11 protein-coding genes and 1 pseudogene are annotated in these 15,948 nt (G+C 67.1%); 7 read left to right on the forward strand and 5 right to left on the reverse strand.

What is annotated here, in order from left to right; all coding sequences use genetic code 11:
• Positions 1-71: 71 nt before the first annotated feature.
• A complete protein-coding gene (locus SB4_RS08405; protein ID WP_058752213.1) occupies positions 72-2,414 on the reverse strand; it encodes a bifunctional diguanylate cyclase/phosphodiesterase in 2,343 nt (780 codons plus the stop codon).
• Positions 2,415-2,581: 167 nt separating this feature from the next.
• Positions 2,582-4,936: a bifunctional diguanylate cyclase/phosphodiesterase gene (locus SB4_RS08410; protein ID WP_058752214.1), complete on the reverse strand. Its 2,355-nt coding sequence runs from the start codon at positions 4,934-4,936 to the stop codon at positions 2,582-2,584.
• Between the two features lie 291 nt (positions 4,937-5,227).
• Between SB4_RS08410 and SB4_RS08415 the strand changes: the two genes are divergently transcribed.
• Positions 5,228-6,361, forward strand: a complete 1,134-nt coding sequence (locus SB4_RS08415; RefSeq protein WP_241488543.1) for a DUF2252 family protein — start codon at positions 5,228-5,230, stop codon at positions 6,359-6,361.
• A 71-nt stretch (positions 6,362-6,432) separates the two neighbouring features.
• Complete coding sequence (hemN, locus tag SB4_RS08420) at positions 6,433-7,755, forward strand: oxygen-independent coproporphyrinogen III oxidase (protein ID WP_058752216.1); 1,323 nt, start codon at positions 6,433-6,435, stop codon at positions 7,753-7,755.
• A gap of 6 nt (positions 7,756-7,761) precedes the next feature.
• Here the strand turns inward: hemN and SB4_RS20500 are convergent, their stop codons facing one another.
• On the reverse strand, positions 7,762-9,363 hold the full coding sequence (locus SB4_RS20500) for an amino acid ABC transporter ATP-binding/permease protein (RefSeq protein WP_058752217.1): 1,602 nt from the start codon (positions 9,361-9,363) through the stop codon (positions 7,762-7,764).
• Positions 9,360-10,991: a thiol reductant ABC exporter subunit CydD gene (cydD, locus tag SB4_RS08430; RefSeq protein WP_058752242.1), complete on the reverse strand. Its 1,632-nt coding sequence runs from the start codon at positions 10,989-10,991 to the stop codon at positions 9,360-9,362. Before cydD ends, SB4_RS20500 begins: the two co-directional genes overlap by 4 nt.
• A 124-nt stretch (positions 10,992-11,115) precedes the next feature.
• Between cydD and SB4_RS08435 the strand changes: the two genes are divergently transcribed.
• From SB4_RS08435 to SB4_RS08445, 4 genes are read left to right on the forward strand one after another with little or no spacing between them, the layout of a single operon-like run.
• Positions 11,116-12,684, forward strand: coding sequence for a cytochrome ubiquinol oxidase subunit I (locus SB4_RS08435; protein WP_058752218.1), 1,569 nt, complete (start codon positions 11,116-11,118; stop codon positions 12,682-12,684).
• 13 nt (positions 12,685-12,697) lie between these two features.
• Positions 12,698-13,837: a cytochrome d ubiquinol oxidase subunit II gene (gene cydB / locus SB4_RS08440; protein ID WP_058752219.1), complete on the forward strand. Its 1,140-nt coding sequence runs from the start codon at positions 12,698-12,700 to the stop codon at positions 13,835-13,837.
• A gap of 12 nt (positions 13,838-13,849) precedes the next feature.
• Positions 13,850-13,966 (forward strand): cytochrome bd-I oxidase subunit CydX, encoded by a 117-nt coding sequence (gene cydX, locus SB4_RS18900; RefSeq protein ID WP_082670070.1) that lies wholly within the window; start codon positions 13,850-13,852, stop codon positions 13,964-13,966.
• Positions 13,967-14,023: 57 nt separating this feature from the next.
• Positions 14,024-14,734, forward strand: a complete 711-nt coding sequence (locus SB4_RS08445; protein WP_058731869.1) for a Crp/Fnr family transcriptional regulator — start codon at positions 14,024-14,026, stop codon at positions 14,732-14,734.
• On the opposite strand, the gene SB4_RS08450 is transcribed toward SB4_RS08445, so the two are convergent.
• Positions 14,731-15,267 carry a hypothetical protein gene (locus SB4_RS08450; RefSeq protein ID WP_058752220.1) on the reverse strand — a complete coding sequence of 179 codons (537 nt, stop codon included), beginning with the start codon at positions 15,265-15,267 and terminating at the stop codon, positions 14,731-14,733. The genes SB4_RS08445 and SB4_RS08450 overlap by 4 nt on opposite strands.
• A 117-nt stretch (positions 15,268-15,384) precedes the next feature.
• Here SB4_RS08450 and SB4_RS18905 point away from each other — a divergent pair.
• Positions 15,385-15,888, forward strand: a pseudogene (locus tag SB4_RS18905) (aldehyde dehydrogenase family protein); the annotation flags it as partial.
• Between the last annotated feature and the right edge of the window lie 60 nt (positions 15,889-15,948).

Below are 15,948 nucleotides of genomic sequence, written 5' to 3' on the forward strand. Positions count from 1 at the left end.
AGGCATCGGTAAGATCTGACCGACCGTGGAACAACTTGCACCACGGAAGGCAGCCCTGAATGTCGATGTCCTTATGCCGCGTGCGAAGTGGATTCCGGGAGCGCGACACTCTCGTTGGGCTGCATCAACCCAGGCCTCCCCAACAGATATCCCTGGGCTTCGTTACACCCTTCCGCTCGCAGGAATTCGAGCTGCGAACGCGTCTCCACGCCCTCGGCAAGGACGGGGATCGACAGGCTTTCGCCCAGTGCAAGCACCGCCCGGATGATCGCGGCCGACTGCGGCGCCACGTCCAGTTCGGTCATGAACGAGCGATCGAGTTTGATTTTGTCGAACGGAAACGATCGTAGCGTCGAGAGCGATGAGTAGCCGGTTCCAAAATCGTCCATGGCGATCGACACGCCCAGCGACTTTAGCTGACGCAACACATGCGTCGTGCGCTCGGGGTCCGTAATCATCGCGGATTCCGTGATTTCCAGTTCCAGTCGGGCGGGGGCCATGCCGGTTTCGATCAGAATCTGATGGACGAGCCGAGGCAGATCGACATGACCAAGCTGGACGGGAGAGAGGTTCACCGCAATTTTCCACGGCATCGGCCAAGTCGCCGCTTCCTGGCAGGCCCGTCGCAGGACCCACTCGCCAATCGGCATGATCAAGCCGGTCTGTTCGGCAATCGTGATGAACTCAAACGGCGAAACATTCGTGCCATCGGGCTTCGTCCAGCGCAGCAGCGCTTCGTAACCGGTGATCTCGCCCGTCTCGACCGATGCCTGCACCTGCCAGTGGATAGCAAACTGATCATGATCCAGTGCGTCGCGCAGTTCGGTCGCGATCCGACGACGGGCGCGGACCGTTTGATCCATTTCCTCTTCATAAAAGCAAAAGTCGGTCGTGATGCTGGATTTCGCGCGGTACATGGCAAGATCGGCGTTGTTAATCAGCGCCGAAATCTCATCGGCATCCTGCGGCCACAGCGCGACACCCACACTCATGCCGCAGCTCAGCGTCGAGTGGTCATAAGCGACCGGCGTCGTAATCGCGCACCGCAGTCGATCGATCAGGTCGATCGCATCGTCGTGATCCTGGATGCCGATCAAAGCGACGAATTCGTCCCCGCCCAGGCGCGCCAGAAACTCGCCGGGCTGTGCCAGTTCCTTCATCCGCATGCCGATGGTCGACAGTAAATGATCGCCGGCGGCATGGCCATGCGTGTCGTTGACCTCCTTGAAGCGGTCGAGGTCGATCGACAGCAATGCCAGGCGGCGCCCAGGTTCGTCTGGCGCCGCCTGGCGATGGGACCATTCCAGGAAAGACGTCCGGTTGGGCAGTCCTGTCAGACTGTCATTTCGTGCCAAATGCGCGATGCGTCGCTCCTGCGCCAGCCGCTGACGCACGTCACGAAGAGCATAGATCATGTACGACTTTTTGTCGTCGGTATCGACGCGAAGCGCGACCTCCACGGGCATGGGGGAGCCGTCGGCCACCTCCAGACTACGCTGCGCGAGGGTACCGGGCTCGACCGATCCAATGTCCGAAACCCAGCGTTGCAGGGACTGGCCCACCACACCCTCGTCGATGCCCAAAAGCTGCGTAAATGCGCCGTTCGCCGCGACGATCACGCCATTGCTTTCGATGATCATCGCATCGACGCTGCCCTCCATCACCTGGGCCATGCGGCGGCGCCAGGCGACATTGGCAGACACGTCCAGGACATAGGTGGCAAAACCAGTGCCGAGCACGAGCATGCCGACTGCCGCGACTGCGCACGCCATGATGATCGTCGCGCTCTGGCTGTCGGTCTGGCCATGTTCCGCCGCGGTGGGAAAAACGGCCAGAGCCGCCATGCCTGTGAAATGAAGCAGGACGATGCTCGTCATCACGAGCGCGGTTGCAGGCCATGGGCTGCCCCGCTGGCCAGTCGACAGAGCGCGGGTGAAGGCCAGCGCGCCGAAGACAAGGGCAAACACAATCGACGCTGCCACATAGGCGGGCGACCATTCGACCAACCCTTTGGCCGCAAAAGCCATCATGCCGGTATAGTGCATGGCGGTGACCGCCAAGCCGAACAACAATCCTCCCGCCAGCGGCGCGAATGGCTGACGACGGACCGCAATGGTCAGGGCGATGGAACTGCCGATCATGGCAATGACGAGCGAAAGGGCGGTCAGCAGCGGGTCATAGGCGACTGCCACGCCCGGCTGATACGCCATCATCGCAATGAAATGCGTGCACCAGATCGTCGCGCCGGTCGATACGCCCCCCATGAAACCCCAGGCCAGATGCGTACCGGGGTCTGCGGTACGCAGCCGCTGAAGCAGCCTTACCGTGATCGCAGAGCCCGTCAGGCAGAATAGCGCGGCAAGCGCCACCAGTCGCAGATCATGATTTTCCGTAAGGCAAGTTAGAAAGCGCATCGGTCCTCCAGACCGGGCGACCTATATACATATGTTAAACCACTGTCTAAACTGGACAGTTAAAAGAGGTGGTTAACGGAATTTCAGTTTCGCTGCACCTGAATTTCAGAGCCTATAACCGGGTTAAACAGTCCTCAGCGGCACGCTTTCCGCCGCCGATCCGCACGTCACGCCACCTTCTCGGCAGGAACTTGGTGCAGCGTACCCATCTCCACCAATGGGATGAGCGGGCGACCGATATGGTAACCTTGCGCGGCGTCGCAGCCGATTTGTCGACACAAGTCGAGCTGTTCGGAGGTTTCGACGCCCTCGGCATGGGTGATGACGCCCAGCTCGCCGCCCAGCGCCACCGTCGCCCGCAGCACCGCCATCGACCGCGGATCACTCGCCGCACGCAGCACGAAGCTGCGATCGATCTTGATCCGGTCGAAACACAGGTCGCGAAGATGCGAGAGCGATGACTGCCCGGTGCCGAAGTCATCCAGGGCGACCTTGAAGCCCAGCTTGCGGATACGCTCCAACCGGCCTGCGACCGTTACCGGGTCCTGGATCAGCGCCGTTTCGGTAATTTCGATCTCCAGCCGCTCAGGCGCCAGGCCATTGACCAGGACAGCCTGGGCGAGATGGTCGAGCAACGCGTCCGATGCCAGCTGTGCGGCCGACACGTTGACCGCCACATACAGATGCGGCGACCAATCCACCATGTGTCGACATGCCTCGGCGATCACCCACCGTCCGATCTCCTCGATCAGACCCGCCTCCTCGGCGATGGGAATGAAGACGTCGGGCGCGATCCAGCCGCGGACGGGATGCTGCCAGCGCAGCAGCGCCTCGTAACCGCAGGTCACGCCGGACGCGAGGTCGGAGATCGGCTGGAACGCCAGGTGGAAGCCGCCGTCCCTCACCGCGTCACGAAGGCCTTCGACGATCTCCTGCCGCTGGAGAAGCGCCTCGGTCATACCATGCTCGTACCGATGGGCACGGCGGCGACCCGCCCGCTTGGCATCATAGAGCGCCAGGTCGGCGCGTCGCATAAGCTCCTCGCCCGTCAGCCCCGCCACCCATTCGGCCACGCCGATGCTGCACCCGGGAAGCAGGCGATAGCCGTCGATGGTGACGGCTTCCGTCATCCGGGTCACGACCGTCTGGGCAAAGGCGGTGGCCTGATCGATCGGCAAGGCCATCACGATCGCCATTTCGTCGCCGCCCATGCGAGCGACGAAGCTGTCCGGCCCGACCAACCCACGAAGGATGTCCGCGCAATGGACCAGCAGCTTGTCGCCGATGCCGTGGCCGAACGTGTCGTTGACCTGCTTGAACTCGTCGAGATCGATGAGCAGCAGGCTGAACGTCTCCGCCCTGCCGATCATGGCCGACTTGTGCTCCTGAAGCGCCCGGCGATTGCCGAGGTCGGTCAGGGCATCGTGATGGGCATGATGGCTCAGCTTCCGGCTGGCCTGCCGCTCGGCCGTCACGTCGTTGAAGGTCAGGACGACCCCCTGCTCGATCACCGGGCGGCACTGCATGACATAGGTGCGGCCGTCCTCCATTTCGCACTCGCGGTCGAACGACCCACCAGTGTAAACCCAGGATTTCATGGCCTGGCCGACAAGGGCGCGCTTGTCGGGATGCCAGTTCCGGTATCGCGCAATGGTGTCCAGAAACGTGTCGATCGTCACGCCGGTCCGGAGCGCTTCCGGCGGCGTATCGAATTGGGCCAGGAAGCGCCTGTTATATTGGCGAAGCCGCCCCGCCTTGTCGATGAAGACCAGGCCGTCCGACATGCTCTCGATCACCGCCTTAAGCGTCTGTGCCTCGCGTTCACGTCGCAACCGTGCCTGGGAGGCGGACAGGACGCCGCCCAGGCAGGCGATCGAGACGGCAAAGGCGGTGCAGGCCGCGACCAGGCCGGGCGACATGGCGCTGCCGTGAACGACAGCCAGCCGCGCGGTCACGATGTCCCCGGCCAGGCTGATGAAATGGACGGCGCACACCGCGCCCACAAAGGACATGCCGGTGGCCAGCCGCGGAAAGAGGGGCGCGCGACGGACTTGCCAGCCGACAAGGATCGCCGTCCCGACCAGCCCGCCGATCAGGTTCGTTGCAACGGAGAATTCGTGACCGCAATCGACCAGCGCCGACAGGCCGACGGCATGCATGCACCAGATGCCGAAACCGGCCGTCACGGCCAGAGCGACCTGCCTGCTCTGCTGCTCCACCCTGGCAAGCGCGGCGATGGGAAGCCCAACCAGCAGCACGCCCACCGCCGCAGAGATCGCCGTGCGGTACGGTGCATAGGTCAGGATCAAGTCCGGGCGATAGGCGGTCATCGCACTGAAATGAGTCGACCACACGCCCAGTCCTGCGGCCAGCGCCAGCCCTCCGTCGCGCCAGCCGATCGGGCCGGTGCGGGTATGGCGCACCTCTGCGGTCAACAGCGCGACCAGCCAGCCGGAGGTCAGGCAGATGCCGATGGAAACCGCCAGAAGGTACGGAGAATAGGGCAGCAGGGAGAAGATCAAGGGGAGCCGATCGCAGCTGGGAGATTGGCGGCGGCTATCCCACCTCCTTATTAACAATCTATTTTAATGAGGCGCTTTATGAGCCTTGGTCCTACCGATGATCGCGCCTGGACGCGGCGAACAAGGCTGTAGCAACACTGGCAGCCGAACGGGGCTCGCCATCGCTCAGCAATATTTTGTTACTTTTCCGGCCGCTCCGCGTTTTGACGACCCAACCCTTCGAGATCCCGACACCGCATGCCCCAGACCGCCGACCGTTCATCCATTCTCGAAGCCAAGCGCAATTTGAAGATGGCGCGATCCGTTCACGCCTATGTTCGCGGCAATACCGCCAAATTCTATGAGTGGCTCGCAGGGTCGGAAGTGGCGCGGCGAGTGCCCGAAGGACCTCCCGTCTGGATTTGCGGCGATTGCCATCTCGGCAATCTGGGGCCGGTCGCCAATGGCGACGGCTCGGTCGACATCCAGATTCGCGACCTCGACCAAGCGGTAATCGGCAATCCGGCGCATGACCTGATCCGGCTGAGCCTATCGCTGGCCACGGCCGCCCGTGGCTCCGACCTGCCGGGCGTGGTCACGATGCGTATGATGGAGGAAATGGTGGATGGCTATGCAACCGCCATGCGCGATCCGGTGGACGGCGATCCCGGCGTGGAGTCGGATATCGTGCGCAGCGTCGAGCGCGAGGCGCTGGGTCGCCGCTGGCGTCATCTGGCCAAGGAGCGGCTGGATGCGGTCGAGCCCCGCATTCCGCTGGGCAAGAAATTCTGGGAACTGACCCCGGAAGAACGCGACGCGCTGCATACCCTGTTCGCCGACGAACGCGTCGGCGCGATGGTCCTGTCGCTGAAGGGCAAGCCGCAGGACCGCGACGTCCGGCTGGTCGATGCGGCCTATTGGATGAAGGGATGCAGTTCGCTGGGCCTGCTGCGTTATGCCGTGATCGTGGCGCTGAAGACGCGCAAGGGCAACTGGTCCTATGCGCTGGTCGACCTGAAGGAAGCAACTGCCCCCATCGCGCCCGCCGCGCCGGGCGCGGACATGCCGCAGGACGATGCCGAGCGGGTCGTGACCGCCGCGCGCCACCTGTCGCCCTATTTGGGATCGCGCATGATGCCGGTCACCATGCTGGGCCGTTCGCTCTTCATCCGCGAGCTGACCCCGCAAGATCTGAAACTGGAGGTCGACCAGTTCAGCCGGGGCGAAGCGATCCGCGCCGCCCGCCACCTGGCCTTCGTCGTCGGCACCGCCCATGCGCGTCAGATGGACAAGGCCACACGCGCCCGATGGCTGGCGCTGCTCGACGCGGATCGGCGCGGTACACTCGATACGCCGTCCTGGCTGTGGGAAAGCGTCGTGTCGCTCTCGGGGCGGCATGAGGCAGGCTATCTCGACCATTGCCGACGCTACGCGCTGGCGGCGTGACGGGGAACGTCCGCCCATCCTTTTGACGGCGATCAAAGGCTTGGTGACGGCGCCGGGGCAGACCGTGTCGCATGTGGCCCTATCACCCCGCTCTGCTCGCCCGGCCCGTGCCGCGCTATACCAGCTATCCCACCGCCGCCGAGTTCGGCGATCAGGTAGCGCATGGCGATATGGTAACTGCGATCGAAGCGGTCGGGGCCGATACTCCCGTCTCGCTCTATCTGCACATCCCCTATTGTCACGAGATTTGCTGGTATTGCGGGTGCAACACCGGCGCGGCGAACCGGACGGCGCGGCTCGATTCCTATCTGGCGCGGCTCCATGCCGAGATCGACCTGTTCGCCCGGCACCTGGCGGGGCGGGGACGGATCCGCCGGATCGCCTTTGGCGGCGGCAGCCCCAATGCCATCGCGCCCACCGCCTTTGTAGCGCTCGTGGCGCATCTCCGCACCGCCTTCTTGTGCGACGATGCCGTCCTGTCGCTGGAGCTCGACCCGCGCGGCTTCGATGCGGACTGGGCGGCAGTCATCGGCGAGGTCGGGGTGGAGCGGGTCAGCCTGGGCGTCCAGACCTTCGATCCCGGCCTGCAAGCCGCGATCGGCCGCGTCCAGCCGCAGGAGCAGGTGGTCCGCTCCGTCGAGTTGTTGCGCGCCGCCGGGGTCGCCTCGATCAATTTCGACCTGATGTACGGCCTGCCGAGGCAGGATGCGGGCCGGTTGGAGCGGACGCTGGAGCAGACGCTCGCGCTTGCACCGGAGCGGCTGGCGGTGTTCGGCTATGCGCATGTCCCGCACCTGATCCCGCGCCAGCGCCGGATCGACGCCGCATCGCTGCCAGGGGCCGCCGAGCGCTTTGCCCAGGCGGCCTTGGCCCATGACTGGCTGACGGCGGCGGGCTATCGCCCGGTCGGCTTCGATCACTTCGCCAGGCCGGACGATCCGCTGGCGCAGGCGGCCGCGAAGGGTGAGCTGCGGCGCAATTTCCAGGGCTTTACCGACGACCCCGCTGAAATCCTGCTCGGCCTGGGCGCCAGCGCGATCAGCGCCTTTCCCGACCGGCTGCTCCAGAACGCCAAGAAGGCGGGCGAATGGCATGAGTCGATCCGCGCCGGTCGGTTCGCGACCGAACGCGGGCTCCACCGCGATCTCCTCGACCAGCAAAGGGGCGATCTGATCGCGGACATCCTGTGTCGTGGCGTCGCCGAGATCGGCAACCTGCCCGGGCGGGAGCTGATCCGCGAGCGGCTCGATCGGTTCGAGCAGGTCGGGCTGATCGCATGGCAGGACTGGCAGTTGCGGCTGGCCGACGACGCGCTGCCCTATGCCCGCAGCATCGCCGCCATGTTCGACGCGTGGCGAAGCGAGGACGAGCAACGGTTCAGCCAGGCCGTCTGACCCGGCTCAGGCGGCGCAGCGTCGGAGCCCGGTCGTCACCGGGTGATGCCGGTCGCACAAGGCGGACAAGGCCGGACGATGGCTGACCAGGATCAGCCCCTGCCCGGTGCGCCGCAACCGCGCATCCAGGCGGCGAGCGATCTCGGCCGCGACATCGGCGTCCAGCCCCTCACCCGGCTCGTCGAGGAGCAGCCAGGGCGCTTCTCCCAGATAGGCGCGCGACAGCGACAGCCGCCGCCGCTCGCCGCCCGACAGCCGGGCGCCGTCATCGCCCAGCCAGGTGTCGAGCCCTTGGGGCAAGGCCCGCACCACCCCATCGAGCGCGGCGTCACGCAGCGCGTCCCAGAGACGCTCCTCGGTCGCGTCGGGCATGGCCAGCCGGAGATTGTCGCACACCGTACCCGCCATCAACGCGGCATCCTGCGGTGCCCAGGCAAAGGTCGTGCGCAGAGTCTCGGGCCCCAGCGTCGCCGCGTCCCGGCCGTCGATCAGAACCCGCCCCGGCGACAGCGCGCGGAGGCCCAGCAGCCCCTCGACCAGGCTCGTCTTGCCAGACCCCGATGGCCCGGTCAGCGCAACCCGGCTACCCGGCGCGAACAGCTCGCCATCGATGACCAGCATCGCCGCACCGCGCGCCTCGATCACGGGCCGGGCCGCCTCCGCCGCCGCGAACACCGCGTCGAGCCGTGCCTCGGCCTCGCAGAGGCGGCCCGTCTCGGTCATGGAGCGCAGCATCGGCGCGATCGCATCGACCGTCATGGCAGCCGCCAGCGCGGCGAGCGCCGCGACGGGAGCCCCCGCCCCCGCCGACAGGACCAGAGCGGACGCCGCCGCCAGCGCGACGCCGATCGCGTGCAGCCCCTCGAACCGGGCGGCGACCGCCACCGCCTGTGCCTGCGCGTCGGCCAGACGGTCGCCCGCCGCTGCGATCCGCGCGACCGCCCAATCCTCCTGGCCGAAGCAGCGCAACTCCGCCGCCGCCCCGCCGCACATCGCCACCTCTTCGCGCAGCACCCCCATCGCCTGCTGAACCGCGCGGCCGGGCTGCTCCAGTCGCGTGGCCCAGAGCCGGCCCAGGCCCAGAGCACCCCCGGCACAGCCCAGGGTGGCGACCATGCTCCACCATCCGCCAAGCCAGGTCAGCGCCGCCCCCGACACCAGTGCGGCGACCATGCCCCATGGCCCCGACAGGCGGACGAAGCGCCATTCCACGGCATCGACATCGCCGATCAGCCGCGCCGTCGCCTCGCCCCGCCCCAGGCCGAGCGCCACCGAAGGCGGCGCAGCGGTGATCGCGCGGTAAAGGGCGGGACGCAGCCGGGCGAGCGCGCCGAACGCCGCGCCATGGCTCGCCAGCCGTTCGCCATAGCGCGCGCCAGTGCGCAGGATCGCCAGCAACCGGATCGCGGCGGAGGGCAGCATATAGTTGAACGCCTGCGCCGCCACGATCCCCGCTCCCCCGGCCAGCGCGGCGGCGGTCAGGAACCAGCCCGACAGCGCGAGCAGCATCACCGATGCAGCGGCGACCAGCGCGGCACACAGCCCCGCCCGGCGCAGGCGACGACGCTCCCGATGGCGTTCGGCGGCAATCAGATCGTGCAGCGTCATGCGGCGGCTCCCAGATGAACGATGCGCGTCGCGATGGCCGCGAGCGCAGGGCTGTGGGTGGCGATCAAGGTTGTCCGCCCCCGGGCGGCAACGGCGATGGTGGCGATCAGCGCCGCCTCGGCAGCGAGGTCGAGATGCGCGGTCGGCTCGTCGAGCAGCAGGAACGGCGCGGGCTTCAGCAGCGCACGGGCCAGCGCGATCCGCCGCCGCTCGCCACCCGACAAACCACTGCCGCGCGCATCGATCACCGCGTCCAGTCCGCCCGGCCGACGATTGAGCATCGGCATCAGCCTTGCGGACATTACCGCGCGCTGGAGCGCCACGTCATCGGCCTGCGGGTGCGCCAGCAGTAGGTTCTCGCGGATCGTACCCGCGATCAGCAGCGGATGCTGCCCCGCCCAGCTCGCCTGTCCCGCGAGCGATATCAGCGGTGCACCGCCAGCCTCGACGCTCCCGGCGGTCAGCGGTGCAAGACCGAGCAGCAGGTGCAGGACGCTGGTCTTGCCGCTGCCCGACGGGCCCAGCAAGGCCACCATCTCGCCGGGCTCGATCCGCAGCGACAGGTTCGACACGGCGGGGCCGTCGCTGCCCGGATAATGGATCGTCACATCGCGCAAATTCAGCGGCGCGGCCGCCGCGACGGGCCCGGCGCGCACCGGATCAGCGATGGGGATCAGCATGTCGGCCGCCGTCTCGGCCGCCTGCTTGTCGTGATAGGCGGCGGCCAGGCGACGCATCGGCGCGTAGAATTCGGGTGCCAGCGCCAGCACGAAGAAGGCACGGCCCAGCGTCAACGTCTCCGGCGCAGTGAACGGCAGCAAGCCGAGCAGCGAAAAGCCGCAATAGACCGCGACCAGCGCCACCGACAGCGCCGCAAAGAACTCCAGTGCGGCCGAGGACAGGAAGGCGACGCGCAGCACGCGCATCGTCCGGTCGGCCAGCTCCTGCGCCGCCGCACCGATCGCCCCGGTTTCCCGCGCCTCGGCCCGGAAGGCCAGCACGACCGGCAAGGCCCGCACCCGGTCGGCGAAGCGCGCCGACAGGCGGTGCAGCGCGACGAACTGACGCCGGGACTCGTCTGCCGCCGCGCCGCCCGCCAGGATCATCGCCGCGACGAAGGGCAGCAGCGTCGCCGCCAGGATCAGCGCGGCGACCCAGCTGGCACAAGCGGTCGCGGCCAGCACCAGCATCGGTGCGATGGCGGCGGCGCGGCGGGCGGGCAGGAAGCGGGCGACATAGCCGTCCAGCGCCTCGACCGCATCCACGGCTTGCGTCGCCAGCAACCCGCCATCGATCGGGGCACCGGCCGCACGGTGGAGCGTGGCGCCGACGACATGCCGTCGCTGCGCCCGCTTGACCTCGCCCGCCCGCGCCGCGCCGCGCCGCAGCGCCAGCGTCGCGAAGAGCGCGCGCAAGCCCCCCATAGCCAGGGCAAGCATCGCCCAGGGCCACACCGCTCCCTGCCCCGCCACCGCCGTCACGCCGCCCGCCAACCCCGCCGCGAAACCGGTGGCGGCCAGCGTATCGAGCAGCAACAAACCCGACGCGCCGTCCCGCCGCCCGGCGGCATCCTTCAACCAGCGATTGCGCGACCTGGCGGCCAGTGGAGCATGGGCGATCGTCGTCATGGCCCGACCCTCGCCCCGATCGGCCACCCCGTCTTTGACCATGGTCAATGTCGACGGGGGCCTGCGCGCCTAGCGAGTCGACACGCAAGGGGCCGGGGGGCGGCTCCTTCAATGGAGACATGCTATGGACCCCGGGGTCATCGACCTGTCGCGGCTGCAATTCGCGGCCACCGCGCTGTATCATTTCCTGTTCGTGCCGCTGACGCTGGGCTTGTCGATGATGCTGGTCATCATGGAATCGGTCTATGTCATGACCAATCGCCCGGAATGGCGCGTGACCACGCGCTTCTGGGGCAAGATCTTCGGCATCAACTTCGTGCTGGGCGTCGCCACCGGCCTGACCATGGAGTTCCAGTTCGGCACCAACTGGTCCTATTTCTCGCACTATGTCGGCGACATCTTCGGCGCGCCGCTGGCGATCGAGGGGCTGATGGCCTTCTTCCTGGAGGCGACGTTCGTCGGGCTGATGTTCTTCGGCTGGGACCGATTGTCGAAGCTGGGGCATCTGATCGTCACCTTCATGACGGCGCTGGGCACCAACCTGTCCGCGCTGTGGATTCTGGTCGCCAATGGCTGGATGCAAAACCCGGTGGGGGCGAGCTTCAACCCCGATACGATGCGCATGGAGGTCACCGATTTCGGCGCGGTGCTCTTCAATCCCGTCGCCCAGGCCAAGTTCGTCCACACGGTGAGCGCGGGCTATGTCTGCGCCTCGGTCGTGGTGCTGGGCGTGTCGGCCTTCTGGCTGCTGAAGGGGCGGTTCCTGCCCGTCGCGCGCCGGTCGATGACGGTGGCGGCGGCGTTCGGCCTCGCCTCGTCGCTGTCGGTCGTCGTGCTGGGCGACGAGAGCGGCTATGCGCTGACCGATAACCAGAAGATGAAGCTCGCCGCGATCGAAGCGGTCTGGCACACCGAGCCCGGCCCCTCGGGCCTCACCCTGTTCGGCCTGCCCGACACGGTCGCGCGCGAGACGCGCTACAAGGTCGAAATCCCCTGGGTGCTGGGCCTGATCGCGACGCGCAGCCTGGACGGCACGGTCGCGGGCATGTCCGAGCTGGTGCTGAAGGCGCAGGAGCGCATCGCCTCGGGCGTGATCGCCTATGACGCCGTGCAGCGGCTGAAGGCGAACCCGAACGACGTCGCCCAGCGCGCCCGGTTCGAGGCGCACAAGCGCGACCTGGGCTATGCCCTGCTGCTCAAGCGGCAGATGGCCGACCCGCGCGCCGCGACGGCGAAGCAGATCGAGGCGGCGGCATGGGACACGGTCCCCAATGTCGGCCTGCTCTTCTGGAGCTTCCGCATCATGGCCGCGATCGGCTTTGCCATGATCGCGCTGTTCGCCACCGCCTTCATCCTGTGTTCGCTCCGGATGCACATGGATGCGCGCTGGTTCCTCCGCCTCGCGGTGGCGGCGATCCCGCTGCCCTGGGTGGCGATCGAGCTCGGCTGGCTGGTCGCCGAACTGGGGCGACAACCCTGGGCGATCGAGGGTGTGCTGCCGACCTTCCTCGCGACCAGCTCGCTATCGCGCGGAGCGCTGTGGACCACGCTGGCCGGGTTTACCGCGCTCTACGGCCTGCTGGCGGTGATCGAGATTCGGCTGATCCTCGCCGCCATCGCGCATGGCCCGGAGGAGCGAGACGACCAGCCCGCGCCCGGACCGATCCCCGCCGCCATTCCCGTCACCGCCTGAAGGAGGCCAGGACATGTTCGACTATGAGATGTTGCGCCTGATATGGTGGGCGCTGCTGGGCGTGCTGCTGATCGGCTTTGCCCTGACCGACGGGTTCGACCTGGGGGTCGCCGCCCTCCTGCCCTTCGTCGCGAGGAGCGATGCCGAGCGGCGGATGGTCATCAATTCCATCGGGCCGACCTGGGAGGGAAACCAGGTCTGGTTCATCCTGGGCGGCGGCGCGATCTTTGCGGCCTGGCCGTTCGTCTATGCGGTCAGCTTTTCGGGCTTCTACCTCGCGATGTTCCTCGTGCTGGCCGCGCTGATCCTGCGGCCGGTGGGGTTCAAATATCGCTCGAAAAAGCCGGACGCCGCATGGCGCGCGCGCTGGGACTGGGCGCTGTTCGTCGGCGGGCTGGTTCCGGCCCTCGTCTTCGGCGTGGCGGTCGGCAATGTGATGATGGGTGCGCCGTTCCGCCTGGATGGCGACCTGCGCGCCTTTTACGACGGGACGCTGATCGAGTTGTTCACGCCCTTCACGTTGGCCTGCGGATTGCTGTCGGTCACGATGCTGGGGCTACATGGAGCGGCATGGCTGTCGATCAAGGTCGAGCATGGCCCCGTCCATGACCGCGCCCGCGCCTTCGGCACGGTCGCGGCTATCGCTTCCATTGCCTTGTTCGCGATCGGCTTCGCCTTCGTCGCGTGGGGCGATATCGGCTACCGGGTGGTCGGCACGGTCGATCCGTTCGGGCCATCCAACCCGCTGCGGATGACGGCGGAGCGGGCGGGCGGGGCCTGGCTGGACAATTATGCCGCCTATCCGTGGATGATGGCGCTGCCGGTGGTGGGCTTTGCGGGCGCGGTGCTGGCGTTGGCCGGTATCCGGGGGCGGCGCGAGGCGCTGGCCTTTGCCGGTTCGTCGCTGGCCGCGACGGGGATCATCGCCACCGTCGGCTGTTCGATGTTCCCCTTCATCCTGCCGTCCAGCATCGATGCGCATAGCAGCCTGACGGTGTGGAACGCCTCGTCCACGCAAAAGACGCTGGGCATCATGTTGTTCGTCACGGTCGTCTTCCTGCCGATCGTGCTGGCCTACACCGCCTGGGCCTACCGGGTGATGTTCGGCCGGGTGACCAGCGAAGCCGTCCGCACCAACCCCGACTTTTACTGAAGGAGCCCGATCATGTGGTATTTCTCCTGGGTCCTGGGCCTTGGCCTCGCGGTCGGCTTCGGCATCCTCAACGGCATCTGGCACGAATTCCACCTGCCGCGCGAAGACGACGTGTCGCCACGACACTGACAGATAGGACAATCGGTCCGACGACAGGGGATCATGGCTGCGCTATAAGGCAAGGCCATGATCCCAAACGACGTTTGTGCCGACTGCGCGGTACGCGACCGGGCCTTGTGCGGCAGCCTGAACGACCAGGAACTGGTCGCCCTCAACGCTATCGGCCAGCGCCGCCAAGTGACGCGCGGCCAGGCGATCGCCTGGGCGGGGGACGCGGCGGTGATCTGCGGCAATTTGTTGTCCGGCGTCTTGAAGCTGACCGCCGCCACCGCCGATGGGCGCGAGCAGACGGTCGGGCTGCTCTATCCGGCCGATTTCTTCGGCCAGCCCTATGCGGGCGATGTCGACTTCACCCTGACCGCGCTGACCGATGCGGAACTCTGCGTCTTTCCGCGGCCTGCGTTCGAGCGGGTGCTGGACGACCACCAGCGCATGGAGCGGTTGCTGCTCCAGCGGACTTTCGCGTCGCTGAACGAGGCGCGCGGGCGGATGCTGGTGCTGGCGCGCAAATCGGCCGGGGAGAAGCTGGCGGGCTTCCTGCTCGACATGGCGGCGCGCGCGGGCGCCAGCGGATGCCGGGCCAGCCGCGACGGCCCGGTGACCTTCGACCTGCCGCTGACGCGCGGCCAGATCGCCGATGTGCTGGGCATGACGATCGAGACGGTCAGCCGCCAGCTCACCCGCATGAAGCAAAGCGGCCTGATCGGCCTGCCCGGCGGCCGCGCCATCACGATCAGCGACCGCGAGGGCCTGGCCGCCCGCGCCGAAGCGGCTTAATCCAGCAGGCTGTCGGCCAGCGCCTCGATCAGCAGCGACCGGGCCTCGGGCGTCAGCCGGTGGCCCGCCAGCGCGATGATGGTCAGCTGCTCGAAATCGACCGCGCGGCGGCATCCGGTGAAGAAACTGCGCAGCATGTGACCCAGCGTCTCGGGCGTGGCGAAGGCGTCGCCTTCGTCAAAGGCGGCGACCAGTTCACGCGCCGCCGCGACATCGGCCAGCTGGCGGTACTGGACATGATCGAGCAGCGTCCGGCCCAGCGCATCCTCCCGCCCGCTCGACAGCATCATCCGCAGGTCATGCCCCTCCTCGCGCTGCCCACCCAGCACCAGCGAGTCGAGCGCCGTCAGGAAATCCGCCATGACCGGACCGGCGGGCCGTTCGGGCAGACCATCGGCCATCTCCTCCGCCTGCGTACAGAGCGCCAGCCGCTGGCGATGCGCGCGGATCAGGCGGATCAGGTCGATCTCATGGATGACGTGCCAGCGCCGCGCGAACGGTACGACGCGGGCTTCGGGCGGGTTGCGATCCATCGCGGGTCCATCTCCTTCGTCGCCCTCGTGACGAAGAAGAGCCGCCGCGACATTGACGCCCGTCAAAGACGCAGGCGGGCCAGATGCCGGTGGATCATGCTGCGGTGACGATTGTCTGACAGGGCGATCGAGGGCTTCGCCATGTTCGCGATTAACCCAGGCGAGCTCTGCACCTGCCCCGGCCGCGCGCTGGTGCATGAGCCCATCTATGACCGCGTTATGGGAAGGGCGGTCGCGCGGTTCGAGGCGATGATTCAGGGCAATCCGCTCGACCCCGCCAGCCATGTTTGGCGACCACAACAAGATGCGTGTTTTCCATGAAGAGATTTTCGGCCCCGTCGTCTCGGTCGCGACCTTCAAGACCGATGAAGAGGCGCTGAGCATCGCCAACGATACGCTTTCCGGCCTGCGCGATGGCATCCGCGCCTATCGAATGGGCCGCGCGATCCAGGCGGGGGGCGTTTGGACAAGTGCTACCACGCCTATCCGGCGCACACGGCGTTCGGCGGCTACAAGTGCTCCGGCATTGGGCGCGAGACGCACCGGATGATGCTCGACCACTACCAGCAGACCAAGAATCTGCTCGTCAGCTACTCGGCCAAGAAGTTCGGCTTCTTTTGACCCCGGTCAAGGCAGGGCTCGGTGGGTGCACCCATCCTCGACTGGTCCTTATCCGACAGG

Origin of the sequence: Sphingomonas sanguinis (assembly GCF_001476905.1) — a bacterium.
In the GTDB taxonomy this organism is placed as follows: Bacteria; Pseudomonadota; Alphaproteobacteria; order Sphingomonadales; family Sphingomonadaceae; genus Sphingomonas; species Sphingomonas sanguinis_B.